Genomic DNA, 22,388 nt, shown 5'->3' on the forward strand with positions numbered 1-22,388 from the left:
CGGCGATCACCGGGGAGCCTTCGGAAGAACGGCCGGCACGGCTCAGTAGAACCGAACGGGTAGGCCCGTCACAGCCCGCATCGAGCGGTCGCGCGCAAGCGCGGCAAGCGGGGTGGTACCGCGGCGCTCGCGCACCGTGCGCGTCGTCGTCCCCGGCCTGAGCAGGACGGCCACAGGAGACGACACACATCGTGACCGAGAACGCTGACGTCAAGGCCTACCCCAAGCTGCCCGGCGGGGCGCCGGACTTCCCGGCGCTCGAGGTCGAGGTGCTCGACTACTGGGCTGGCGACGACACCTTCCGGGCCAGCATCGCGCGCCGCGACGGCGCCCCGGAGTACGTCTTCTACGACGGGCCGCCGTTCGCCAACGGGTTGCCCCACTATGGGCACCTGCTCACCGGGTATGTGAAGGACATCGTCCCGCGCTACCGCACCATGCGCGGCTACAAGGTCGAGCGCCGGTTCGGCTGGGACACCCACGGGTTGCCCGCCGAGTTGGAAGTCGAGCGCCAACTCGGCATCACCGACAAGTCGCAGATCGACGACATGGGCATCGCCGCGTTCAACGAGGCCTGCCGCGAATCGGTGTTGCGCTACACCGACGAGTGGCGGGCGTACGTCACGCGCCAGGCGCGCTGGGTCGACTTCGACAACGACTACAAGACGCTGGATCGCAGCTACATGGAGTCGGTGATCTGGGCGTTCAAGCAGCTGTGGGACAAGGGCCTGGCGTACGAAGGCTATCGGGTGCTGCCCTATTGCTGGCGCGACGAAACCCCGTTGTCCAACCACGAATTGCGGATGGACGACGACGTCTACCAGAGCCGCCAGGACCCGGCTCTGACCGTCGGATTCAAGGTGGCCGGGGGAGAGCTGGACGGCGCCTATCTGTTGGTGTGGACGACGACGCCGTGGACCCTGCCGTCGAACCTCGCGGTGGCCGTGAACCCGGAGGTGACCTACGTGCAGGTACGGGTGGGGGACCGCCGGTACGTGCTGGCCGAGGCCCGGCTGGGCGCCTATGCCCGAGAGGTGGGGGAAGAGCCCGAGGTGCTGGGCACGTGTCGGGGCGCGGACCTGTTGGGCACGCGCTACCTGCCGCCCTTCCCGTATTTCATGGACACGCGCAACGCTTTTCGGGTGCTGCCCGGCGATTTCGTCACCACCGAGGACGGCACCGGCATCGTGCACATGGCGCCGGCCTACGGCGAGGACGACATGGCCGTCTGCGAGGCGGCCGGCATCGCCCCGGTCACCCCGGTGGATTCCAAGGGCCGCTTCGACGCGACCGTCCCGGATTACCTGGGGCAGCGCGTCTTTGACGCCAACCCGAACATCATCCGGGATCTGAAGAACGGCAGCGGCCCGGCGGCCGCGAACGGCGCGGTGCTGGTCCGCCACGAGACCTACGAGCACCCCTACCCGCACTGCTGGCGGTGCCGCAACCCGCTGATCTACCGGGCGGTGTCGTCGTGGTTCGTCGCCGTCACCGAATTCCGCGACCGCATGGTGGAACTCAACCAACAGATCACCTGGTACCCCGAACACGTCAAGGACGGCCAGTTCGGCAAGTGGTTGCAGGGCGCGCGCGACTGGTCGATCTCGCGAAACCGCTACTGGGGCACGCCGATTCCGGTGTGGAAATCGGATGACCCCGCGCACCCGAGGATCGATGTGTACGGGAGCCTGGACGAGCTGGAGCGCGACTTCGGGGTGCGGCCCACCAATTTGCACCGGCCCTACATCGACGAGCTCACCCGGCCCAACCCCGACGACCCCACCGGTCGCAGCACGATGCGGCGCATCCCCGACGTGCTCGACGTGTGGTTCGACTCGGGCTCGATGCCCTATGCCCAGGTGCATTACCCCTTCGAGAACGCGGAGTGGTTCGCCGGCGGGACGGCGGGAGAGGACGCGCACTATCCGGGCGACTTCATCGTCGAGTACATCGGGCAGACTCGTGGCTGGTTCTACACGCTGCATGTGCTGGCCACCGCGCTGTTCGACCGTCCGGCGTTCAAAACGTGTGTGGCGCACGGGATTGTGCTGGGTTCCGACGGCCAGAAGATGAGCAAGTCGCTGCGCAACTACCCGGACGTGTCCGAGGTGTTCGATCGTGACGGCTCCGATGCCATGCGGTGGTTTTTGATGGCATCGCCCATCCTGCGCGGCGGAAACCTGATCGTCACCGAGCAGGGCATCCGCGAGGGCGTGCGGCAGGTGCAGCTGCCGTTGTGGAACGCCTACAGTTTCCTGGCGCTCTACGCGCCGAAAGTCGGCACTTGGCGCACCGATTCGGCCAATGTGCTGGACCGCTACATCCTGGCCAAGCTGGCGGAGCTGCGCGCGGACCTCACCGAGTCGATGGAGACCTGCGACATCTCCGGCGCCTGCGAGCAGCTGCGCCAGTTCACCGAGGCTCTGACGAATTGGTATGTGCGACGGTCGCGTTCGCGGTTCTGGACGGAAGACACCGAGGCCATCGACACCCTGCACACCGTGCTGGAGGTGACCGCTCGTTTGGCCGCGCCGCTGTTGCCGTCGGTCACCGAGATCATCTGGCGGGGATTGACCTTCGGGCGCTCGGTGCACCTGACCGACTGGCCCGAGGCGGACGCCGTACCGGCGGATGCCGATCTGGTCGCCGCGATGGACCAGGTGCGGGAAGTCTGCTCGGCCGCGTCGTCGCTGCGCAAGGCCAAGAAGCTGCGGGTGCGCCTGCCGCTGCCGAAACTGACCGTGGCGGTGGAGGATCCGCAGCGGTTGGAGCCGTTTGTCGACCTGATCGCCGACGAGCTCAACGTCAAGCGCGTCGAACTCACCGACGCGATCGACGCCTACGGCCGGTTCGAACTCACCGTCAACGCGCGGGTGGCGGGACCGCGGCTGGGCAAGGATGTGCAGGCCGCCATCAAGGCGGTCAAGGCCGGCGAGGGCGTCGTCAACCCCGACGGCACCCTGAGCGCGGGCCCGGCGGTGCTGCAGCCCGACGAGTACAGCTCCCGGCTGGTGGCCGCGGACCCGGACTACACCGCGGCGCTGCCCGACGGGTCGGGTCTGGTGGTGCTCGACGGCACGGTGACCCCGGAGCTGGAGGCCGAGGGTTGGGCCAAGGACCGGATCCGCGAGCTGCAGGAGCTGCGCAAGTCGACCGGGCTGGACGTGTCCGACCGCATTCGCGTGGTGATGTCGGTGCCCGCCGAGCGGGCCGACTGGGCGCAGGCGCACCGCGACCTGATCGCGGGGGAGATCCTCGCCACCAGCTTCGAGTTCGGCGAGCCCGCCGACGGCGCCGATATCGGCGACGGCGTGCGGGTGGCGATCGCCAAGGCCTGACCGCGAAAGTGCAACCAGCGACGCGTTTCTCGAGTGGGAGCGTCGGTAGTTGCACTTTCGTGTGATGTCGGAGGCCCATGGCAGTCTGCGGCCATGGGGAAGGGGACACCGTTCGTCGGTACGCACGCGATCGACGCAGGCACGTTCACCGAACGTGAGCTGCGGCGGTCGTGTACGCGGATTGATCGGAATGTCTACCAACGACGTGACAGCGGCCTGACCGCGAGAGATCGGGCGGTGGCCGCGTGGCTGTGGTCGGGGAGGAAGGCGGTAGTCGCCGGTAACTCCGCGGCCGCACTGCTGGGCGCGGAGTGGGTCGATCCGCAGGCCCCGGCGGAGCTGATCAGCGATCGCAAGCGCCCGCCGCCGCTGATCGTCACCCGGAACGAGTCGCTGTTTCCCGGAGAGGTGACCGCGGTCAATGGCGTGGCGGTCACGGCCCCGGCGCGCACCGCGTTCGACTTGGGACGGCGGCCCGGCCTGGCTCGCGCCCTCGTCGCCGTCGATGCGTTGGCGCGGGCTACGGGGCTTCGGGTCGATGAGGTCCAGCCGCTGGCCGAGGTCCACCGGGGCGCTCGTGGCGTGAGGCAACTCCGACAGGTGCTCGCGCTGGTCGACGCGGGAGCGGAATCCCCCCAGGAGACCCGGACCAGGCTGGCGATCATCGCGGCAGGCTTGCCCAGACCGCAGACCCAGATCGCGGTGTGCAATGAATGGGGCGCCGTGCTGGCCCGCATAGACATGGGATGGGAGCAGTGGCGCGTCGGTGTCGAATACGACGGCGCGCAGCACTGGACCGATCCGCGTATTCGTGCCAACGACATCGACCGCGCGGCCGAGCTGGAGCGCAGGGGCTGGCGCATCATCCGGGTAAGTGCAGACCTGTTGCGTAATCGACCGGACGTCGTCATAGCCCGGATCCCCGCCGCGTTGGCCGCCGCAGGCTGTCCCGTCTGACCGCGAAAGTGCAGCTAGCGACCCATTTCGCGAGCGAGGGCGTCGGTAGTTGCACTTTCGCGGCACAAAGTTCCGAAAAAACTGTCCGAGCCGTGGGGCGTGGCTGCTCCTACCTGTGACGGCGGCCCAACGGGGGTCGCGACCACAGTTAAGGAACGCACCATGAGCACCATCGAAGACTTCCAGTCGGCGACCTTCGCAGCCCTCCGGCACGACGACCTGACGGTCGCGGCCACCCCGCACGAGGACCTCACCGTCGCCGAGGCATGGGCATCGAGCCCGCTGGGCGATCCCGCGATCGAGGACGGATCCCTGTCCACGCCCGCGGCGTTTGAGGACTTCCCGGCCACGACCGCGACCGCGAGGCCGCGCTCGAGGGGCACGAACATCTTGCTGGCGGGGGCCGTGGTCGCGGCGCTCGGCGCGGTCACCGGCCTCGGCCTGATGCTCATCGACGGGTCGGGCAAGGAGCAGAAGCCGGCCGTCGTGGTGCCGAATTCCGCCGTCAGCCCGGCGTCGCCCCAGGCCCCCAGCGCCGCGGTTGCGCCGCCGGCCGTGGCGCCGGCTCCGCCCTCGGCGGTCACGGCGCCCGACGCCGGGCAGGCCTCGCCCGGTGCGACCGGACCCGCCGCCGGCGGGGCAGCACCCGTCGTGGTCCTGCCCGCACCCGCGCCGGCGCCCGTGGCGGCCCCGGCCGATCCCGGTGCCCCGGCCGACCCGGGCACCCCGCCGCCCCCTCCCTCGGTGACGGTCACCGTCCCGGGAGTGATCCCGGTGCCCGTGCCCGTTCCCGTTCCCCTGCCGCCGCAGCAGGGTGGTGGCCAGCAGCAGGGTGGTGGCCAGCAGCAGGGTGGTGGCCAGCAGCAGGGTGGCGGCCAGCAGCAGGGCGGCGGCCAGCAGGGTGGTGGCCACCCGCCGGTTCAGTGCCTTGCCTGCCAGCCACATCCGATCCAGCAACAGCCGATCCACCCGCAACCGATCCAGCAACAGCCGATCCACCCGCAACCGATCCAGCAGCTACCCACCCCCGGGAAGAAGTGAGCCGGGTTGCTCAACCGCGAAAGTGCAACTGCCGACAGGTTTCCCGAGAGGGACGGTCGGCAGTTGCACTTTCGTGGCGTTTTACGTGCGCGACCGCAGCGCGCGGCGGGCGTGCGGCCAGAACGGCATCCCGGCCACCACGGTCGCGCCGGTCGCGATGACGCCGACCGCGACGTCGACGCTCTCGCGGCCGTCCTGTGCCCAGTAGACGTCCTTGAGGTCCAGCAGCAGCGCCAGCTCGTCGACGATCATCGCGTTCGCGGCGCCGTACGCGATTGCCGCCGCGGAGTGCCGGCGCTGCTTCTCCGTTCCACGCAGACCCACGCCGGCCACCGTCGCCAGCATCCCGATGCCGAGGTTGTAGTGGTGAAAGTGCTTGCCCCCCACGCTCATACCGCCACCCGACGGCCCGTGGCCGGCGCGGATCCAGTGCGTGAGCCCGCGCAGACCGGCAAACGTGAGTGTGAACGACGCCCAGGCCAGCACGGTGGCCTGCTCGCCTGGTTGCAGCCGCTGGTCCCACTGGTGACGTAACCGCGCCAGCCGGGACGTCGGCGCGCCTCGCTCGGGGTCCATACCCCAGGACGTTAGACCAATAGCATCTGCAGTTGTGGAGTCCCGCTGGGTGCTGCACCTGGACATGGACGCGTTTTTCGCCTCCGTCGAGCAGCTCACGCGACCGACCCTGCGGGGGCGGCCGGTGCTGGTCGGCGGGCTGGGCGGCCGGGGCGTGGTGGCCGGTGCCAGCTACGAGGCGCGGGTGTTCGGTGCCCGGTCGGCCATGCCGATGCATCAGGCGCGCCGGCTGATCGGCGTGACCGCGGTGGTGTTGCCGCCGCGCGGGGTGGTGTACGGGGTGGCCAGCCGCCGGGTCTTCGACACGGTGCGCGGCCTGGTGCCCATCGTCGAGCAGCTGTCCGTCGACGAGGGCTTCGGTGAGCCGCCGCGGCTCGCCGGGGCGTCGGCCGAGGAGGTCGAGGCGTTCTGCGAGGGATTGCGGCGCCGCATTCGCGACGAGACCGGCCTGGTCGCCTCCGTCGGCGCGGGCTCGGGCAAGCAGATCGCCAAGATCGCGTCCGGCCTGGCCAAACCCGATGGTGTGCGGGTGGTGCGGCGCGCCGAGGAGCCGTCGCTGCTCGGCGGGTTGCCGGTGCGGCGGCTGTGGGGGATCGGCCCGGTCGCCGAAGAGAAGCTGAATCGACTCGGCATCGAGACGATCGGGCAGCTGGCCGCGCTGACCGACCTCGAGGTCGCCAACCTGCTCGGCGCGACGGTCGGTCCCGGCCTGCACCGGTTGGCCCGCGGCATCGACGACCGCCCCGTCGCCGAGCGCGCCGAGGCCAAGCAGATCAGCGCGGAGTCCACCTTCGCCGTGGACCTGACCAGCCTCGAGCAGCTGCGCGATGCGATCGACCCGATCGCCGAGCACGCCCACCAACGCCTGCTGCGGGACGGCCGCGGCGCGCGCACCGTCACGGTCAAGCTGAAGAAGTCCGACATGAGCACGCTGACCCGCTCCGCGACGCTGCCCTACGCGACGACCGAGGCGGGCGCCTTGATCGCGGTGGCACACCGGCTGCTGCTCGACCCGCGCGAGATCGGGCCCATTCGCCTTCTGGGCGTGGGGTTTTCGGGCCTGAGCGACGTGCGCCAGGAATCGTTGTTCCCGGACTTGGAGCTGGCGGGCGACACCCCGAATTCTCAGGAGGAGCACCCCGCTGTGACGGCGACCGAGGCGATGTTCGCACCGGCCCCGGGCGCGTCGACGTGGCGGGTCGGCGACGACGTCGCCCACCGCGAATACGGGCACGGCTGGGTGCAGGGCGCGGGCCATGGAGTGGTGACCGTGCGGTTCGAGACCCGCGGCTCGGGCCCGGGCCAGGCCCGCACGTTTCCCGCCGACACGAGCGACCTCACCGGTGCCAACCCGGTCGACTCCCTGGACTGGCCCGACTACATCGGCGCGCTGCAGGCCGACGCGGTGTCAACCCCAGCGGTCGATGACGTCGGCGACGGGTAGCCCCGCGGCGAGCGCGGCCATTGCCAGCACCCGCGCCTGTGGTGGCCGCAGCTTCGGCACCATCACCGCCCCCGCGGCCGCCATCTCGTGGCCGGGGCCATAACTCGCGCCGACCCGCCCGCCGGGGACGCGGGTGGACACCGCGATGACCACCCCGTCGCCGCAGTGGCGGCGCACGCCGTCGACGACCGCCGCTCCGGCATTGCCCGAGCCCAGCGCCTCCAGCACGACGGCCCGGGCGCCCGCGGTCACGCAGGCGTCCAGCGCCACCGAGTCACTGCCCAGGTACGCCGCCACGATGTCCACCCGCGGGGCGCCGGCGGCGCCGAGCTCGCCGAGATACGGTCGCGTCTTGGCGCCCGCCAGCGTCACGCCGCCGTGCACCGCGCCGACCAGCTCGCCGGCGAAGCCGCTCAGGTCGTCGGTGGCCACCTTGTGCATGCCCAGCGGCTGCAGCACCCGGCCGGCGAAGCAGACCAGCACCCCCAGGCCGCGGGCGGCGGGGCTGGCCGCGACCGCCAACGCGTCGCGCAGGTTCCCCGGGCCGTCGGCGTCGGGGGCGTCGGCGCTGCGCATGGCGCCGGTGAGGACGACCGGGACGTCGCCCGCGTAGGTGAGATCCAGCCACAGGGCGGTCTCTTCCATGGTGTCGGTGCCGTGGGTGACGACCACGCCGTCGGCTCCGTCATCGATCGCGGCGCGCACGGCGCCACGGATCCGGTCCCAGTCGGCCGGTGTCAGCTCTGAGCTGTCGAGGGCCAGCAGGTCGACGACGCTGACGTCGAACGTCCCGCTGAGGGGCGCCGTCAGGTCCGCGCCGCTGTAGGCGGGTCGTCGCACCCCGTCGGGGCCTTTGCCGGTCGATATCGTGCCCCCGGTGGCGATGACGGTGAGCCGGGCCTTCGGATAAGCCACAGTGGCATCATCGCGCACGCTCGGGTTAGGGGATGATGGTGACGTGTCCGACGAACCATCAGGGCCGGCCCGGGAGGTGGCCGAGCCCGAACCCGCACCCAGCACGACGCCGAGGCGGCTGCGCCTGCTGCTCTCGGTCGCGGCGGTGGTGCTGGCCCTGGACATCGTGACGAAGGTGCTCGCCGTCAGGCTGCTGCCGCCGGGCCAGCCGGTGTCGATCATCGGGGACACGGTGACCTGGACGCTGGTGCGCAACTCGGGCGCGGCGTTCTCCATGGCCACCGGGTACACCTGGGTGCTGACGCTGATCGCGACGGGCGTGGTGGTCGGCATCTTCTGGATGGGGCGACGGCTGGTATCGCCGTGGTGGGCGGTCGGGCTCGGAATGATCCTCGGCGGCGCCATGGGCAACCTCGTCGATCGCTTCTTCCGGTCGCCCGGGCCGCTGCGCGGCCACGTCGTGGACTTCCTGTCGGTCGGCTGGTGGCCGGTGTTCAACGTCGCCGACCCGTCCGTGGTCGGCGGGGCCATCCTCCTGGTGGCGCTGTCGATCTTCGGCTATGACTTCGACGCCGTGGGTCGCCGCAAGCCCACCCCGGGCCGCGGCCGGCGAGAGGCCGACCAGCGTTGAGCGAACGATCGATGCCCGTCCCCGAGGGACTGGCGGGCATGCGTGTCGACGCTGGATTGGCGCGCCTGCTGGGACTGTCGCGCAGCGCCGCGGCGGCGCTGGCCGAAGGCGGCGGCGTCGAACTCGACGGGGTGCGGGCGGGCAAGTCCGACCGCCTGACCGGCGGCGCCTTCCTGCACGTGCGCCTGCCCGAGGCCCCGCCCCCGCCGGAAAACACGCCGGTCGACATCGAGGGCATGACGATCCTCTACTCCGACGACGACATCGTCGCCGTCGACAAGCCCGCCGCGGTGGCCGCCCACGCCTCGGTGGGCTGGACCGGCCCCACCGTGCTCGGCGGTTTGGCCGCCGCCGGCTACCGGATCACCACCTCGGGCGTGCCCGAGCGGCAGGGCATCGTGCATCGCCTCGATGTCGGGACCTCCGGGGTCATGGTGGTGGCGCTGTCCGAGCGGGCCTACACCGTGCTCAAGCGGGCGTTCAAGCAGCGCACCGTCGACAAGCGTTACCACGCGCTGGTGCAGGGACACCCGGACCCGTCCAGCGGGACGATCGACGCGCCGATCGGACGGCACCGCGGCGGCGAGTGGAAGTTCGCCGTCACCAAGGACGGCCGGCACAGCCTCACCCACTACGACACCGTGGAGGCCTTCGTCGCGGCGAGCCTGCTCGACGTGCACCTGGAAACCGGACGCACCCACCAGATCCGGGTGCACTTCTCCGCGCTGCACCATCCGTGCTGCGGTGACCTCGTCTATGGAGCCGACCCGGTGCTGGCGAAAAGGCTTGGGCTGGAACGGCAATGGCTGCACGCGCGGTCGCTGTCCTTCGCCCATCCGGCCGACGGCAGGCGGATGGAGATCGTCAGCCCCTACCCAGCCGATCTGCAGCACGCGCTGGACGTCTTGCGCGCCGAGGGGTGATCACCCCGCCTTGCGGGCCTCGACCAGGACGCGCGTCGGGTGCGCGACGAACGACCCGTCGGCCTCGATCTGCTGGTGAAGTTGCCGCAGCCGGTCCCGGTAGCGCTCCACGGTGAAGTCCGGCACCGTCCACACCACCTTGCGCAGGAAGTAGACGACGGCGCCGATATCGAAGAACTCGGCCCGAAGCCGCTCCGCGCGCAAATCCACCACCTGCAGGCCCGCGGACTCGACCTGGGCGCGCACGGCGTCCGGGTGAAATTCGGCCCATTTCTCCGGCTGCGGTCCGATGAAGTACTCGACCAGCTCGCCCATGGTGGCGGGCCCGATGTGCTGCGCAAGGTAGGTGCCCCCCGGCCGCAGCACGCGACGGATCTCGGCCCACCACACCGAGATCGGATGACGGGTCGTCACCAGGTCGAACGCCTCGTCGGCGAACGGCAGCGGCGGCTCGTCCCGGGTGGCCACGAGCACCACGCCGAGCGGATGCAGGCGTTTGGTCGCCAGCGCCGCGTTCGGGGGCCATGTCTCGATGGCCGCCATGGTGGGCGGGAACGGCGCCGCGCCCGCGAGCACCTCGCCGCCCCCGGTGTGGATGTCCAGCGCGGCCGACACCGTCGCCAAGCGATCGCTCAGCTTCCGCTGGAAGCCCCAGGACGGCCGCTCCTCGGTCGCGCGGCCGTCGAGCCAGGAGAAGTCCCAGCCGTCGACGGATACGGAATCGGCTTCGCCGACCAGGTCTTCGAATGTGCGGGACATGCATTGCATTGTCACCGACGCATCGAGATCACCGCCATGATGGCGGCCGGCGGGGTCAGACCGTGCTGGGTTCGGGCGACGCGATCTCGGGGGCCAGCGGCGCGATGGCGCTCAGGATGTCGGTGACGGTCGCGGAGGACACGCCGGCGGTGGTGAGCGCGTCGGCCAGGTGCCCGGCAACCAGGCTGAAGTGGTGCATGGTGATGCCCCGCCCCTGGTGCACCTGCTTCATCGGCGCGCCCGTGTAGGGCTCGGGCCCGCCGAGCGCGGCCGCGAAGAACTCGACCTGCTTGCCCTTGAGGCGGTTCATGTTCGTGCCGGTGAAGAAGCCGGACAGTTGGTGATCGGCAAGCACGCGAACGTAGAAGTCCTCGACGACGACCTCGAGGGCCTCGTGCCCGCCGATCCGCTCGTAGATCGTGGCCGGCTCGGGTTTGCGGAAGCGTGCCAGAATTCTCATAAATCCGATTGGAACATCGCGGCGTTGCCCGCCAGTTAGTGCGCGATCACCCCCGGATTACCCTCTGTAACAAGGGGATTGCCCGCAAATGGCCCCGACCCGGGCCGCGGTGTGATCAGCCGAATCGCCGTTCACATGGCGGCAATCTCGCCTCCGACGGCCGACGGATGCCCTAGGTTGGTTATATGACCCACGTCACATCGCCCGTCAGGAGCCAATGCCGATGAATCTCCTTGGAGACTTGACCAGCCTGGTGGAAAAGCCTTTCGCGGCGGTGTCCAGCATCATCAACACCCCCAACTCGGCCGGGCGATACCGGCCGTTCTATCTGCGCAATGTGCTGGATGCGGTGCAGGGCCGCACGCTCGAGGATGCCGTGCAGGGCAGGATCGTCCTCATCACCGGCGGCTCGTCGGGAATCGGCGAGGCCGCCGCCAAGAAGATCGCGGACGCGGGTGGGGTGGTGGTGCTGGTCGCCCGGACCCGGGAGAACCTCGAGAAGGTCGCCGACGAGATCCGCGGCAACGGCGGAACCGCTCACGTCTACCCGTGCGATCTGTCCGACGTCGACGCCATCGCCGCGATGGCCGACCAGGTCATTGAGGACCTCGGCGGCGTCGACATCCTGATCAACAACGCCGGGCGGTCGATTCGGCGCTCGCTGAAGCTGTCCTACGACCGCATTCACGACTACCAGCGGACCATGCAACTGAACTACCTCGGCGCCGTCCAGCTCATCCTCAAGTTCATCCCCGGGATGCGGGAACGCGGTTTCGGGCAGATCATCAACGTCTCGTCGGTCGGCGTGCAGACCCGCGCGCCGCGCTTCGGCGCCTACATCGCCAGCAAGGCCGCCCTGGACAGCCTCTGCGACGCCCTGCAGGCCGAGGTGGTGAACGACGACGTCAAGTTCACCACCGTGCACATGGCGCTGGTGCGCACGCCGATGATCAGCCCGACCACGATGTACGACAAGTTCCCCGCGCTGACACCCGACCAGGCGGCCGGCGTGATCGCCGATGCGATCGTGCACCGGCCCAGGCGCGCGAGCTCGCCGTTCGGGCAGTTCGCCGCCGTCGCCGACGCCGTCAATCCGGCGGTGATGGACCGCCTGCGCAACCGCGCATTCGCCATGTTCAAAGATTCCGATGCGGCCAAGGGCGGCGAATCGTCCAGCGATGCAGAGCCTTTCGACAAGCGGAGCGAGACGTTTGTCCGGGCGACCCGAGGGATACATTGGTGACACGGGGAAGATTGGTAATACGATGAGCCTTCCGAAACCTCACACCGATACCACCGTCGTCATCACCGGCGCCTCCTCCGGCATCGGCGCCGAATTGGCTCGCGGCCTGGCCCGCCGGGGATTCCCGCTGCTGCTGGTCGCGCGGCGGCGGGAGCGCCTCGACGAGCTCGCCAACGAAGTGGGCCAGGAATACTCGGTGGCGGTGGAGGTGCTGCCGCTGGACCTCAGCGACGCCAAGAGCCGCGCCAAGTTGGCGGACCGGCTGCGCACCGAACCGATCGCCGGGCTATGCAACAGCGCCGGTTTCGGCACCAGCGGGGTCTTCCACGAGCTGCCCCTCGAACGCGAAAGCGAAGAGGTCACGCTCAACGCGCTGGCATTGATGGAACTCACCCACGCCGTCCTGCCCGGCATGGTCGAGCGCGGCGCGGGCGCGGTGATGAACATCGCCTCGATCGCCGGTTTCCAGCCGTTGCCCTACATGGCGGTGTATTCGGCCACCAAGGCGTTCGTGCAGACGTTCTCCGAGGCCATCCACGAGGAGTTGCACGGGACCGGGGTGTCGGTCACGGTCCTGTGCCCGGGGCCGGTCCCCACGGAATGGGCAGAGATCGCCAACGCCGAACGGTTCAGCATCCCGGTGGCACAGGTTTCGCCGCACGACGTGGCCGAGGCGGCCATCGGCGGGATGCTGGCCGGCAAGCGCAGCGTGGTTCCGGGCATCGTGCCCAAGGTCGTCAGCACCGGCGGGAGGTTCGTGCCGCGCACCCTGCTGCTGCCCGGGCTCCGGATCGGCAACCGCTTCCGCGGCGGGCCCAGCCGCTAGCGCCGCCGCATGGGTCCCAGTCGTCGGTCTCTCCGCCGGGGGATCGACGTTGTGGGCAACAAGAGCACCCTCCCGAGACGGGCGCCGTTGCGGCGGAAGTGACCGAGCGGCCGCGGTTTAGGCTCGAGCAATGGCCGCCGTTGAGATGACCGCCGACATGCCGATGACCCCGCAGGACATGTGGGAACGCGTGTCCGACCTGTCCGATTTGGGCGATTGGCTGGTGATGCACGAGGGGTGGCGCAGCGAGCTGCCCGACGAGATCACCGAGGGCACCGAGGTCGTCGGCGTGGCGCGGTCCAAGGGCCTGCGCAACCGGGTGACGTGGACGGTGACGAAGTGGGACCCGCCGCACGAGGTGGCGATGAAGGGGTCCGGCAAGGGCGGGGCGAAATACGCCGTCACGCTGACCGTGCGGGCCGCCGAAGACGGGTCCACCCTCGGCCTGCGCCTGGAGTTGGGCGGGCGTCCGTTGTTCGGCCCGGTGGGTTCGGCCGCGGCCCGAGCGGTCAAAGGGGACGTGGAGAAGTCGCTCAAGCAGTTTGTGGAGCTTTACGGCTAGGGAGCACGGCCGGGTCGTCGTCCTCCCACAGCAGCAACTGCCGCACCGACGCGCGCGACCCGTAGGGCTGCAGCATCTGGCTGGCCGGCCGCGGGCGCACCCGTTGCGGCCACCAGAACCAGCGCCCGAGAAGCGTTGCGACGGAAGGAGTCATGAACGACCGAACGATCAGCGTGTCGAACAGCAGCCCCAAGCCGATGGTGGTCCCGATCTGGCCAAGCACTTGGAAACCGCTGAACACGAACGCGCACATGGTGATCGCGAAGACCAGGCCGGCGGAGGTCACCACCGAGCCGGAGCCGGCCATCGAGCGGATGATGCCGGTCTTGAGGCCGGCATGGATCTCCTCTTTGAATCGCGAGATCAACAACAGGTTGTAGTCGGATCCCACCGCCAACAGCAGGATCACCGCCAGCGCCAGCACGACCCAATACAGTTTGATGCCGAACATGTACTGCCACACCAGCACCGACAGCCCGAAGGACGCGCCTAGCGAAAGGGCCACCGTGCCCACGATGACCAGCGCCGCGACCAGGCTTCGCGTGATGATCATCATGATGAGCAGGATGAGGCTGAGCGCTGCGAGCCCGACGATCAGCAGGTCGTACTTGGCGCCGTCCTGGATGTCCTTGTACGTCGCCGCGGTGCCGCCGACGTAGATCTGGGCGTCGGCCATCGGCGTGCCCTTGAGGGCCTCGTGCGCGGCGGTCACGATCGGGTCGATGTGCGAAATGCCTTGCGGCGTCGCGGGATCGCCGTCATGGGTGACGATCATGCGGGCCGCCTTGCCGTCGGGCGACAGGAACAGTTTCAGCCCGCGCTTGAAGTCCGGGTTGTTGAACACCTCGGGGGGCAGGTAGAAGCTGTCGTCGTTCTTCGCGGTGTCGAATGCCCGCCCCAGCGCCGTCGCATTGTCGATCGCGGCCTGCGTCTGGGCGTTGATGCCGGCCTGGGTGGCGTGGCTCGCCAGCGCCAGTTGGCGGTTGGTCTCCTGGCTGTCGATCTGGGGTGGGATCAGCGCGACGAGTTTCGGCTGCAGTGCGTCGAGCTTGTCCAGGGTGGCCGTGAGGTTTTCGAATTTTTCGGTGAGCTGATCGACGCCGTCGAGGGCGTCGAGGACGGACCGGATCGCCCAGCAGGCGGGGATGTCAAAGCAGTGTCTCTCCCAATAGAAATAGCTGCGGATCGGCCGGAAGAAGTCGTCGAAATTGGCGATCTTGTCCCGCAGGTCCCTGATCGTGTCGACCGTGTCGTGAAAGCTCTGCGTTTCGGCGTGGGTGGCCGAGGCGAGCTGCTGCTGCAGGGCGTACTGCTGCTTGAGGATGTTGATGGTCTTCGCCAATTCGCCGGCCTGCGTGAGCAGGTCGTCCGCCCGATCCCGTTGGTACGTCAGGTTTTCCTGCTGGGCGGCGCTCTGATTGCTGATCACAAAGGCGAGCGAGCTGTGGTCGAGCGGCGTTCCCAGCGGCCGGGTGATGGTCTGCACCTGCGCGACACCGCGCACATGGAACACCGCCTTGGCCACCCGGTCCAGGATCAGCATGTCGGCCGGGTTGCGCATGTCGTGATCCGTTTCGACCATGAGCAATTCGGGCTCCAGCCGGGCGCGCGAGAAGTGCTTCTCGGCCGCGGTGTAACCGATGTTGGCCGGGGCGCTGGCGGGCATGTAGGGGCGGGTGTCGTAGCTCGTCTTGTATCCGGGCAACGCGAGCAGCCCGATCAGGGCCAGGGCGCACGCCGCCGTGAGGATGGGGGCGGGCCAGCGGACGATCGCGGTGCCGATGCGTCGCCAACCGCGCGTTCGCATCGCGCGTTTCGGGTCGAACACGCCCAGGGCGGAGCCCAGGGTGAGCACGGCCGGGCCCAGCGTGAGCGAGGCGAAAAGCGCCACCAGGATGCCGAGAGCGGCTGGGATGCCCAGGCTTTGGAAATACGGCAGCCGGGTGAACGCCAGACAGAACACGGCGCCGGCCACGGTCAGGCCCGAGCCCAGGACGATGTGGGCCGTGCCGCGATACATCGTGTAGTAAGCGGTTTCCTTGTCCTCGCCGGCGCCGCGCGCTTCCTGGTAGCGGCCGACGAAAAAGATCGCATAGTCCGTTCCCGCGGCGATCACCAGCAACGTGAGCAGGTTCGTCGCGTACGTCGACAAGCCGATGATCCCCGCGTTGCCCAGGAAGGCGACGATCCCCCGGGCGGCGGACATTTCGATGAGCACCGTGACGAGCACGAGCAGCATCGTGAAGAGGGAACGGTAGACGAACAGCAACATGACCGCGATCACCCCGACGGTGATGGCCGTGACCTTCGCGGTGCCCTTGCTGCCCACGTCGAACTGATCGGAGATGAGCGGCGCCGCGCCGGTCACATAGACCTTGAGCCCGGGCGGGGGTTGCATGTGCTCAACGATGTCGCGGACCGCACCGACGCCCTCGTTGGCCAGCGCCGAGCCCTGATTGCCCGCGAGGAACAACTGGACGTACGCCGCCTTGCCGTCGCTGCTCTGCGACCCCGCCGCGGTCAGGGTGTCACCCCAGAAATCCTGGATGTGCTCGACGTGCTTGCGGTCCTGCTCGAGTTTGCGGATCATCTCGTCGTAAAACCGGTGGGCGTCCGCGCCGAGCGGCTTGTCGCCCTCCAGGACGATCATGGCCGAACTGTCGGTGTCGAACTCGCGGAAGGCCTGCCCGATGCGCTTGATCGCCTTCAGCGACGGCGCGTCGGGGGAGTTCAGCGCCACGTTGTGGGTCTTTCCCACCTCCTCCAGCTGCGGCACCGCGATGTTCGTGATGGCGGCGAGCGCCACCCAGAACAGCAGGATCGGCACCGACAGCCGGCGGATGGTGTGCGGCAGGCGGGGCCGCGTCTGCTGATCGTTGCTCATCCCGACTTATCCAGACAGAAGGTGTAGGCGTCGACTTCGTTCACGGTGCGTTCGTCCTTGACCTCGCCGTTGACGGTGATTCGGCACCCGAGGGTGCCGCCGGTGCCCTGCGCCACCACGTTGCCGACGACCGCGGGCTGCGTGGTGGTGATGGTGTACGACCAGGGCAGGGGCGCGTTTTTGACCTGCTGCGGCTGAGCGTTGACGTCCAGGTAGTTGATGGTCGCCACGGCGCCCGGCGCGCCGAAGACCTCGAGGACCACCTGCTTGGGGTTGAACGGCACGATTTCGTTGGACAGGCCGCTGTTGGCCGAGACGTTGGAATGGGAGCCGAAGATCCCGTGCAGGCGATAGATCGCGAATCCCGCGAGCGCGACGACGAGCACCGCGACCAACGGTATCCATCCTCGCTTGACGACGGATGCAATCGAAATCCCCTTCACCCGTTGGCCTTTCGATGCTCGGGCGACACCATCACGCTGCCAGGGTGAGCGTGATCGCTGGGTATGACCCTACGGTACTGACCAGTACTGCGCAAGAGACGGGACCGTACACTTTGGGGTTCATCTATCAACTGGCCTGATACCCGCTGGAGCGGGCGAGTCCGGGCAGGATGAAGTCGTCTACCAGGGCTTGCACCGTGCGCCGGGTGGGTGGCCGGCCGGGGATGATCGAGCGGAAGATCAGGTAGCCGGGCAGCAGATCCCAGAGCTCGTCGCCGATAGCGGACTCGTCGATCTCGCCGCGGTCGGCGGCCTGCCGCAGTATGTGCTGGATCGCGGCCTTGCGCTGATCGAGGAATTGGTGCTGCAGCGCGTCGCGGAGGGCGGGGTGGCGCGACACCTCGACGAGCACCGCGCGGATGGTGCCGGCGTTGAGCCGACCGTGTTGGCAGATAGTCTCGCCGATCTGGAGCAGGTCGCCGCGCAACGTGCCCGTCTCCGGCGGGACCGCGACCTGGCGGACGCCCTCGCTGAAGGCGGCCAGCACCAGTTCGGCTTTCGAGGGCCAGCGCCGGTAGACGGTGGCCTTGCTGGCCCGGGCCTCGCTTGCCACGGCGTCCACCGTCAACCCGTCGTAACCGTGCTGCTGCAGCAGCCGCAACGTCACCGCCAGCAACTCGGCCTCGCGCGACGACCACGGCGACGGCCCCGCGCACCGGTCGGCTGTCTGGGGCATAGCGCCCACCTTAGATCCGCGGCGCCCGGGCGCGTGAGTTAAAGACACACTCGCGACACGCCGGGGATGCGTCGGTGGTCGGTCATAGACTGGCGTGCCTATGAACCCCTCGTCCTTCGTGCACCTGCATAACCACACCGAGTACTCGATGCTCGATGGGGCCGCGAAGATCACGCCGATGCTCGACGAGGTGCAGCGGCTGGGGATGCCCGCGGTCGGGATGACCGATCACGGCAACATGTTCGGGGCCAGCGAGTTCTACAACGCGGCCACCAAGGCGGGGATCAAGCCGATCATCGGGGTGGAGGCCTACATCGCCCCGGGCTCGCGCTTCGACACCCGGCGCGTCACCTGGGGCGATCCCAGCCAGAAGGCCGACGACGTCTCCGGCAGCGGTTCCTATACGCACCTGACGATGGTGGCCGAGAACGCCACCGGCCTGCGCAACCTGTTCAAGCTGTCCTCGCTCGCGTCCTTCGAAGGCCAGCTGAGCAAGTGGTCGCGGATGGACGCCGAGCTCATCGCCGAACACGCCGAGGGCATCATCATCACCACTGGGTGCCCATCCGGGGAGGTGCAGACCCGGCTGCGCCTGGGTCACGACCGGGAGGCGCTGGAGTCGGCCGCCAAGTGGCGGGAGATCGTGGGGCCGGACAACTACTTCCTCGAGCTGATGGATCACGGGCTGAACATCGAACGGCGGGTCCGCGAGGGGCTGCTCGAGATCGGCCGCAAGCTCGGGATTCCGCCGCTGGCCACCAACGACTGCCACTACGTCACCCGCGATGCCGCCCACAACCACGAGGCGCTGCTGTGCGTGCAGACCGGCAAGACGCTGTCGGACCCCAACCGGTTCAAGTTCGACGGCGACGGCTACTACCTGAAGTCGGCCGCCGAGATGCGCCAGATCTGGGACAGCGAGGTGCCCGGCGCCTGCGACTCGACGCTGCTGATCGCCGAGCGCGTCCAGCCCTACGACGAGGTGTGGGCGCCCCGCGACCGGATGCCGGTCTTCCCGGTGCCCGAGGGCCACGACCAGGCGTCGTGGCTGCGGCACGAGGTGGACGCCGGGCTGCGCCGCCGGTTTCCCGCCGGCGCGCCGGACGGTTACGCGGCGCGCGCGGAGTACGAGATCGACGTCATCTGCGGCAAGGGCTTCCCGTCGTACTTCCTGATCGTCGCCGACCTGATCAATTACGCCCGCTCGGTGGGCATCCGGGTGGGCCCCGGCCGGGGATCGGCCGCCGGGTCGCTGGTCGCCTACGCGCTGGGCATCACCGACATCGATCCCATTCCGCACGGCCTGCTGTTCGAGCGGTTCCTGAACCCCGAGCGCACGTCGATGCCCGACATCGACATCGACTTCGACGACCGTCGCCGCGGCGAGATGGTGCGCTACGCCGCCGACAAGTGGGGCTCCGACCGGGTGGCCCAGGTCATCACCTTCGGCACCATCAAAACCAAAGCGGCGCTGAAGGATTCGGCGCGTATCCACTACGGCCAGCCCGGTTTCGCGATCGCCGACCGGATCACCAAGGCGTTGCCCCCGCCGATCATGGCCAAGGACATCCCGCTGTCGGGCATCACCGACCCGAACCACGAGCGCTACAAGGAGGCCGCCGAGGTCCGCGGGTTGATCGAGACCGACCCGGACGTGCGCACCATCTACCAGACCGCGCGCGGCCTGGAGGGCCTGATCCGCAACGCGGGCGTCCACGCCTGCGCGGTGATCATGAGCAGCGAGCCGCTCACCGAGGCGATCCCGCTATGGAAGCGCCCGCAGGACGGGGCCATCATCACCGGCTGGGACTACCCGTCGTGCGAGGCCATCGGCCTGCTGAAGATGGACTTCCTGGGGCTGCGCAACCTGACGATCATCGGCGACGCGATCGAGAACATCAAGGCCAACAAGGGAATTGACCTCGACCTGGAGTCCCTGCCGCTGGACGACAAGGCTACTTACGAGCTGCTGGGCCGCGGCGACACGCTGGGGGTGTTCCAGCTCGACGGCGGCCCCATGCGCGACCTGCTGCGCCGCATGCAGCCGACCGGGTTCGAGGACATCGTCGCGGTGCTCGCGCTGTACCGGCCCGGCCCGATGGGCATGAACGCCCACAACGACTACGCCGACCGCAAGAACGGGCGTCAGGCGATCAAGCCGATCCACCCCGAGCTCGAGGAACCGCTGCGCGAGATCCTCGCCGAGACCTACGGGTTGATCGTCTACCAAGAGCAGATCATGCGCATCGCGCAGAAGGTGGCCAGCTACTCGTTGGCCCGAGCCGACATCCTGCGCAAGGCGATGGGCAAGAAGAAACGGGAAGTGCTGGAAAAGGAGTTCGAGGGCTTCTCCGACGGCATGAAGGCCAACGGCTTTTCGGCCGGCGCCATCAAGGCGTTGTGGGACACCATCCTTCCGTTCGCCGACTACGCGTTCAACAAGTCGCACGCCGCGGGCTACGGCCTGGTGTCCTACTGGACCGCCTACCTCAAGGCCAACTACGCGGCCGAGTACATGGCCGGGCTGCTGACCTCGGTCGGCGACGACAAGGACAAGGCCGCCGTCTACCTCGCCGACTGCCGCAAGCTGGGCATCACGGTGCTGCCGCCGGACGTCAACGAGTCCGGACTGAACTTCGCCTCGGTCGGGGCCGACATCCGCTACGGGCTGGGCGCGGTGCGCAACGTCGGCGCCAACGTGGTGAGCTCGTTGATCGGCACCCGCGGCGAGAAGGGCAAGTTCACCGACTTCTCGGACTACCTCAACAAGATCGACATCTCGGCCTGCAACAAGAAGGTCACCGAGTCGCTGATCAAGGCGGGCGCCTTCGACTCGCTCGGGCACGCCCGCAAGGGCCTGTTCCTGGTGCACACCGACGCCGTCGACTCGGTGCTGGGCACCAAGAAGGCCGAGGCGATGGGGCAATTCGACCTCTTCGGCGGCTCCGGGGAGGCCGGCGACGCTGGAGACCCTGTGTTCACCATCAAGGTGCCCGAGGACGAGTGGGAGGACAAGCACAAGCTGGCGCTGGAGCGAGAGATGCTGGGGCTGTACGTGTCCGGGCATCCGCTCAACCGGGTGGCGCACCTGCTGACCGCCCAGGTCGACACCGCGATCCCGGCGATCCTGGACGGCGACGTGCCCAACGACACGCAGGTGCGGGTGGGCGGCATCCTGGCCTCGGTCAACCGGCGGGTCAACAAGAACGGGATGCCCTGGGCGTCGGCGCAATTGGAGGACCTCACCGGTGGCATCGAGGTGATGTTCTTCCCGCACGCATACTCGACGTTCGGCGCCGACATCGTCGACGACGCGGTGGTGCTGATCAACGCCAAGGTGGCGATCCGCGACGACCGGATCGCGCTGATCGCCAACGACCTTGTGGTGCCGGACTTTTCGAGCGCCCAGGCGGACCGGCCCCTGGCGGTGAGCCTGCCGACGCGGCAGTGCACCTTCGACAAGGTCAGCGCGCTCAAGCAGGTGCTGGCGCGCCATCCCGGCACGTCGCAGGTGCACCTGCGCCTGATCAGCGGGGACCGCATCACCACCCTCGAGCTGGACGCCTCGCTGCGGGTGACGCCGTCGCCGGCGCTGATGGGCGACCTCAAGGAGCTGCTCGGCCCGGGCTGCCTGGGGGGCTAGGGGCAGCTCAAGTCGCGGGGGTGCGCACATGTGCGCGGTTTCCGGCGTGTCGCACCGACACTTTCGTCGGTGGTTCTTGTCAACACGAAAGCCCGGGTCCTCACGATTTGAACCGCAATCGCGTTAGCTTGGGTGGCGAGATATCAAGAATTCCCTCAGGCCAAGGGCAGGCCGAGCGCGGTTTCGATTTCCCGCCCGATTGCATTGATTCCCGCCGTAATTTCCGGCGCGATTGTCTGTATTACTTGTAAGGGCACGCCGAGTCCGGTTTCCTGCACGAATGTATTGACCGCCTTCTCGAATCTCTGCAAAGGCGTGAGCGATGGCTGCTGCGGTGGGTTGTTGGTAGTCGTCCCGGTTCCCGTGCCGGTCGTGGCGGCGGCCTGCAACGGCGAGGCGTTGGCGGCCTCAGCGGCGGCGTACTGCTGGGCGCCGCCACGCAGGAGTTGCACAAACTCGTTGTGCACCGCTGCGACCTGGGCGCTGAGTGCCTGATACCGCTGGGCGTAGCTGCCGAAGGAGCTCGAGATCGCCGCCGACACCTCGTCGGCGGCCGCTGGCAACACGCTTGCCGTCGGCGCGGCCGCCGCCGCATTGGCCGCGCTGATCGTCGACCCGATACGCGCCAAATCCGAAGCCGCGGCCGCCACGGTCTCGGGTGCTGCAATGACAAACGACATATGACGTCTCCCTAGTACGCGATCATCCCTGGGACAAGATGATCAACACTTGACGACACCCGATCCCAGCACCGCGGGCTCGGGGCAGCACGAGTAGTGGACTACTCGACTGTGCCGGCCGCCCGCCGCGGGTGGGCCGCGCCGGCGGGGCGAACGCGATCTAAGACTTCAGGGGTGGCCGAGACGATGACGGCGAGGTCATCGCGATCGGCCACGTCGAGTTTGACGCAGGCGCTGTAGATGTGACCTTCCGCGGTGCGCACCGAAACCGTGCCGCGGCGCGGATCGCGGGCGTAATCCCCAGCGATGCGATTCGATGTACAAACG

18 protein-coding genes and 1 pseudogene are annotated in these 22,388 nt (G+C 68.7%); 10 read left to right on the top strand and 9 right to left on the bottom strand.

Annotated features, from left to right (window positions below; translation table 11 throughout):
- Window positions 1-191 precede the first annotated feature (191 nt).
- From ileS to MTAB308_RS07470, 3 genes are all read left to right on the top strand, one after another.
- Entirely contained in the window at window positions 192-3,338 is a 3,147-nt protein-coding gene (gene ileS / locus MTAB308_RS07460; RefSeq protein ID WP_077098828.1) for an isoleucine--tRNA ligase, read from the top strand.
- Between the two features lie 93 nt (window positions 3,339-3,431).
- Window positions 3,432-4,295 carry an endonuclease domain-containing protein gene (locus MTAB308_RS07465; protein ID WP_077098829.1) on the top strand — a complete coding sequence of 288 codons (864 nt, stop codon included), beginning with the start codon at window positions 3,432-3,434 and terminating at the stop codon, window positions 4,293-4,295.
- Window positions 4,296-4,457: 162 nt separating this feature from the next.
- Complete coding sequence (locus tag MTAB308_RS07470; protein WP_077098830.1) at window positions 4,458-5,336, top strand: hypothetical protein; 879 nt, start codon at window positions 4,458-4,460, stop codon at window positions 5,334-5,336.
- An 81-nt stretch (window positions 5,337-5,417) separates the two neighbouring features.
- Here MTAB308_RS07470 and MTAB308_RS07475 read toward each other — a convergent pair whose 3' ends face one another.
- Window positions 5,418-5,912, bottom strand: coding sequence for a hypothetical protein (locus MTAB308_RS07475; protein ID WP_077098831.1), 495 nt, complete (start codon window positions 5,910-5,912; stop codon window positions 5,418-5,420).
- A gap of 34 nt (window positions 5,913-5,946) precedes the next feature.
- On the opposite strand from MTAB308_RS07475, the gene MTAB308_RS07480 reads away from it, so the two are divergent.
- Window positions 5,947-7,356 carry a DNA polymerase IV gene (locus MTAB308_RS07480; protein WP_483869898.1) on the top strand — a complete coding sequence of 470 codons (1,410 nt, stop codon included), beginning with the start codon at window positions 5,947-5,949 and terminating at the stop codon, window positions 7,354-7,356.
- Here the strand turns inward: MTAB308_RS07480 and MTAB308_RS07485 are convergent.
- Entirely contained in the window at window positions 7,321-8,271 is a 951-nt protein-coding gene (locus MTAB308_RS07485) for an asparaginase (RefSeq protein ID WP_425436211.1), read from the bottom strand. The genes MTAB308_RS07480 and MTAB308_RS07485 overlap by 36 nt on opposite strands.
- A 43-nt stretch (window positions 8,272-8,314) precedes the next feature.
- Here MTAB308_RS07485 and lspA point away from each other — a divergent pair, with 43 nt between their 5' ends.
- Both lspA and MTAB308_RS07495 read left to right on the top strand, forming a co-directional pair.
- Window positions 8,315-8,902: a signal peptidase II gene (gene lspA, locus MTAB308_RS07490; protein WP_077098833.1), complete on the top strand. Its 588-nt coding sequence runs from the start codon at window positions 8,315-8,317 to the stop codon at window positions 8,900-8,902.
- A complete protein-coding gene (locus tag MTAB308_RS07495; protein WP_077098834.1) occupies window positions 8,899-9,825 on the top strand; it encodes an RluA family pseudouridine synthase in 927 nt (308 codons plus the stop codon). Before lspA ends, MTAB308_RS07495 begins: the two co-directional genes overlap by 4 nt.
- Here the strand turns inward: MTAB308_RS07495 and MTAB308_RS07500 are convergent, their stop codons facing one another.
- Complete coding sequence (locus tag MTAB308_RS07500) at window positions 9,826-10,584, bottom strand: class I SAM-dependent methyltransferase (RefSeq protein ID WP_077098835.1); 759 nt, start codon at window positions 10,582-10,584, stop codon at window positions 9,826-9,828. It abuts the gene before it with no gap.
- A gap of 55 nt (window positions 10,585-10,639) precedes the next feature.
- Window positions 10,640-11,044 carry a group I truncated hemoglobin gene (locus MTAB308_RS07505; protein ID WP_077098836.1) on the bottom strand — a complete coding sequence of 135 codons (405 nt, stop codon included), beginning with the start codon at window positions 11,042-11,044 and terminating at the stop codon, window positions 10,640-10,642.
- A gap of 223 nt (window positions 11,045-11,267) precedes the next feature.
- Here MTAB308_RS07505 and MTAB308_RS07510 point away from each other — a divergent pair, with 223 nt between their 5' ends.
- From MTAB308_RS07510 to MTAB308_RS07520, 3 genes are all read left to right on the top strand, one after another.
- Complete coding sequence (locus MTAB308_RS07510) at window positions 11,268-12,287, top strand: SDR family NAD(P)-dependent oxidoreductase (RefSeq protein WP_077098976.1); 1,020 nt, start codon at window positions 11,268-11,270, stop codon at window positions 12,285-12,287.
- A 22-nt stretch (window positions 12,288-12,309) separates the two neighbouring features.
- Complete coding sequence (locus MTAB308_RS07515) at window positions 12,310-13,113, top strand: SDR family NAD(P)-dependent oxidoreductase (protein ID WP_077098837.1); 804 nt, start codon at window positions 12,310-12,312, stop codon at window positions 13,111-13,113.
- 130 nt (window positions 13,114-13,243) lie between these two features.
- Window positions 13,244-13,675 carry a type II toxin-antitoxin system Rv0910 family toxin gene (locus MTAB308_RS07520; protein WP_077098838.1) on the top strand — a complete coding sequence of 144 codons (432 nt, stop codon included), beginning with the start codon at window positions 13,244-13,246 and terminating at the stop codon, window positions 13,673-13,675.
- Here the strand turns inward: MTAB308_RS07520 and MTAB308_RS07525 are convergent.
- From MTAB308_RS07525 to MTAB308_RS07535, 3 genes are all read right to left on the bottom strand, one after another.
- Entirely contained in the window at window positions 13,647-16,559 is a 2,913-nt protein-coding gene (locus MTAB308_RS07525; protein ID WP_077098839.1) for an MMPL/RND family transporter, read from the bottom strand. The genes MTAB308_RS07520 and MTAB308_RS07525 overlap by 29 nt on opposite strands.
- On the bottom strand, window positions 16,556-17,002 hold the full coding sequence (locus MTAB308_RS07530) for an MmpS family transport accessory protein (protein ID WP_173842130.1): 447 nt from the start codon (window positions 17,000-17,002) through the stop codon (window positions 16,556-16,558). The genes MTAB308_RS07525 and MTAB308_RS07530 overlap by 4 nt, the downstream gene beginning before the upstream one ends.
- A 127-nt stretch (window positions 17,003-17,129) precedes the next feature.
- On the bottom strand, window positions 17,130-17,738 hold the full coding sequence (locus MTAB308_RS07535; protein ID WP_077098978.1) for a TetR/AcrR family transcriptional regulator: 609 nt from the start codon (window positions 17,736-17,738) through the stop codon (window positions 17,130-17,132).
- A gap of 100 nt (window positions 17,739-17,838) precedes the next feature.
- On the opposite strand from MTAB308_RS07535, the gene dnaE reads away from it, so the two are divergent.
- Window positions 17,839-21,381, top strand: coding sequence for a DNA polymerase III subunit alpha (dnaE, locus tag MTAB308_RS07540; RefSeq protein ID WP_077098840.1), 3,543 nt, complete (start codon window positions 17,839-17,841; stop codon window positions 21,379-21,381).
- A 383-nt stretch (window positions 21,382-21,764) separates the two neighbouring features.
- Here dnaE and MTAB308_RS30445 read toward each other — a convergent pair.
- Both MTAB308_RS30445 and MTAB308_RS28840 read right to left on the bottom strand, forming a co-directional pair.
- Window positions 21,765-22,061 (bottom strand): annotated as a pseudogene (locus MTAB308_RS30445) (PE family protein); the annotation flags it as partial.
- A gap of 101 nt (window positions 22,062-22,162) precedes the next feature.
- The gene (locus MTAB308_RS28840; protein WP_157900917.1) at window positions 22,163-22,324 is read right to left on the bottom strand and encodes a hypothetical protein; all 162 of its coding nucleotides are present in this window, start codon (window positions 22,322-22,324) and stop codon (window positions 22,163-22,165) included.
- Window positions 22,325-22,388: the final 64 nt, after the last annotated feature.

The organism is Mycobacterium terramassiliense (genome assembly GCF_900157385.1).
Classification (GTDB): Bacteria; Actinomycetota; Actinomycetes; order Mycobacteriales; family Mycobacteriaceae; genus Mycobacterium; species Mycobacterium terramassiliense.

Coding starts and splice junctions, on each gene's coding strand:
- MTAB308_RS07520 (WP_077098838.1), top strand. CDS start 13,244: ATGGCCGCCGTTGAGATGACCGCCGACATGCCGATGACCCCGCAGGAC.
- MTAB308_RS07475 (WP_077098831.1), bottom strand. CDS start 5,912: ATGGACCCCGAGCGAGGCGCGCCGACGTCCCGGCTGGCGCGGTTACGT.
- MTAB308_RS07470 (WP_077098830.1), top strand. CDS start 4,458: ATGAGCACCATCGAAGACTTCCAGTCGGCGACCTTCGCAGCCCTCCGG.
- MTAB308_RS07515 (WP_077098837.1), top strand. CDS start 12,310: ATGAGCCTTCCGAAACCTCACACCGATACCACCGTCGTCATCACCGGC.
- MTAB308_RS07505 (WP_077098836.1), bottom strand. CDS start 11,044: ATGAGAATTCTGGCACGCTTCCGCAAACCCGAGCCGGCCACGATCTAC.
- MTAB308_RS07525 (WP_077098839.1), bottom strand. CDS start 16,559: ATGAGCAACGATCAGCAGACGCGGCCCCGCCTGCCGCACACCATCCGC.
- MTAB308_RS07510 (WP_077098976.1), top strand. CDS start 11,268: ATGAATCTCCTTGGAGACTTGACCAGCCTGGTGGAAAAGCCTTTCGCG.
- MTAB308_RS07465 (WP_077098829.1), top strand. CDS start 3,432: ATGGGGAAGGGGACACCGTTCGTCGGTACGCACGCGATCGACGCAGGC.
- MTAB308_RS07535 (WP_077098978.1), bottom strand. CDS start 17,738: ATGCCCCAGACAGCCGACCGGTGCGCGGGGCCGTCGCCGTGGTCGTCG.
- MTAB308_RS07500 (WP_077098835.1), bottom strand. CDS start 10,584: ATGTCCCGCACATTCGAAGACCTGGTCGGCGAAGCCGATTCCGTATCC.
- dnaE (WP_077098840.1), top strand. CDS start 17,839: ATGAACCCCTCGTCCTTCGTGCACCTGCATAACCACACCGAGTACTCG.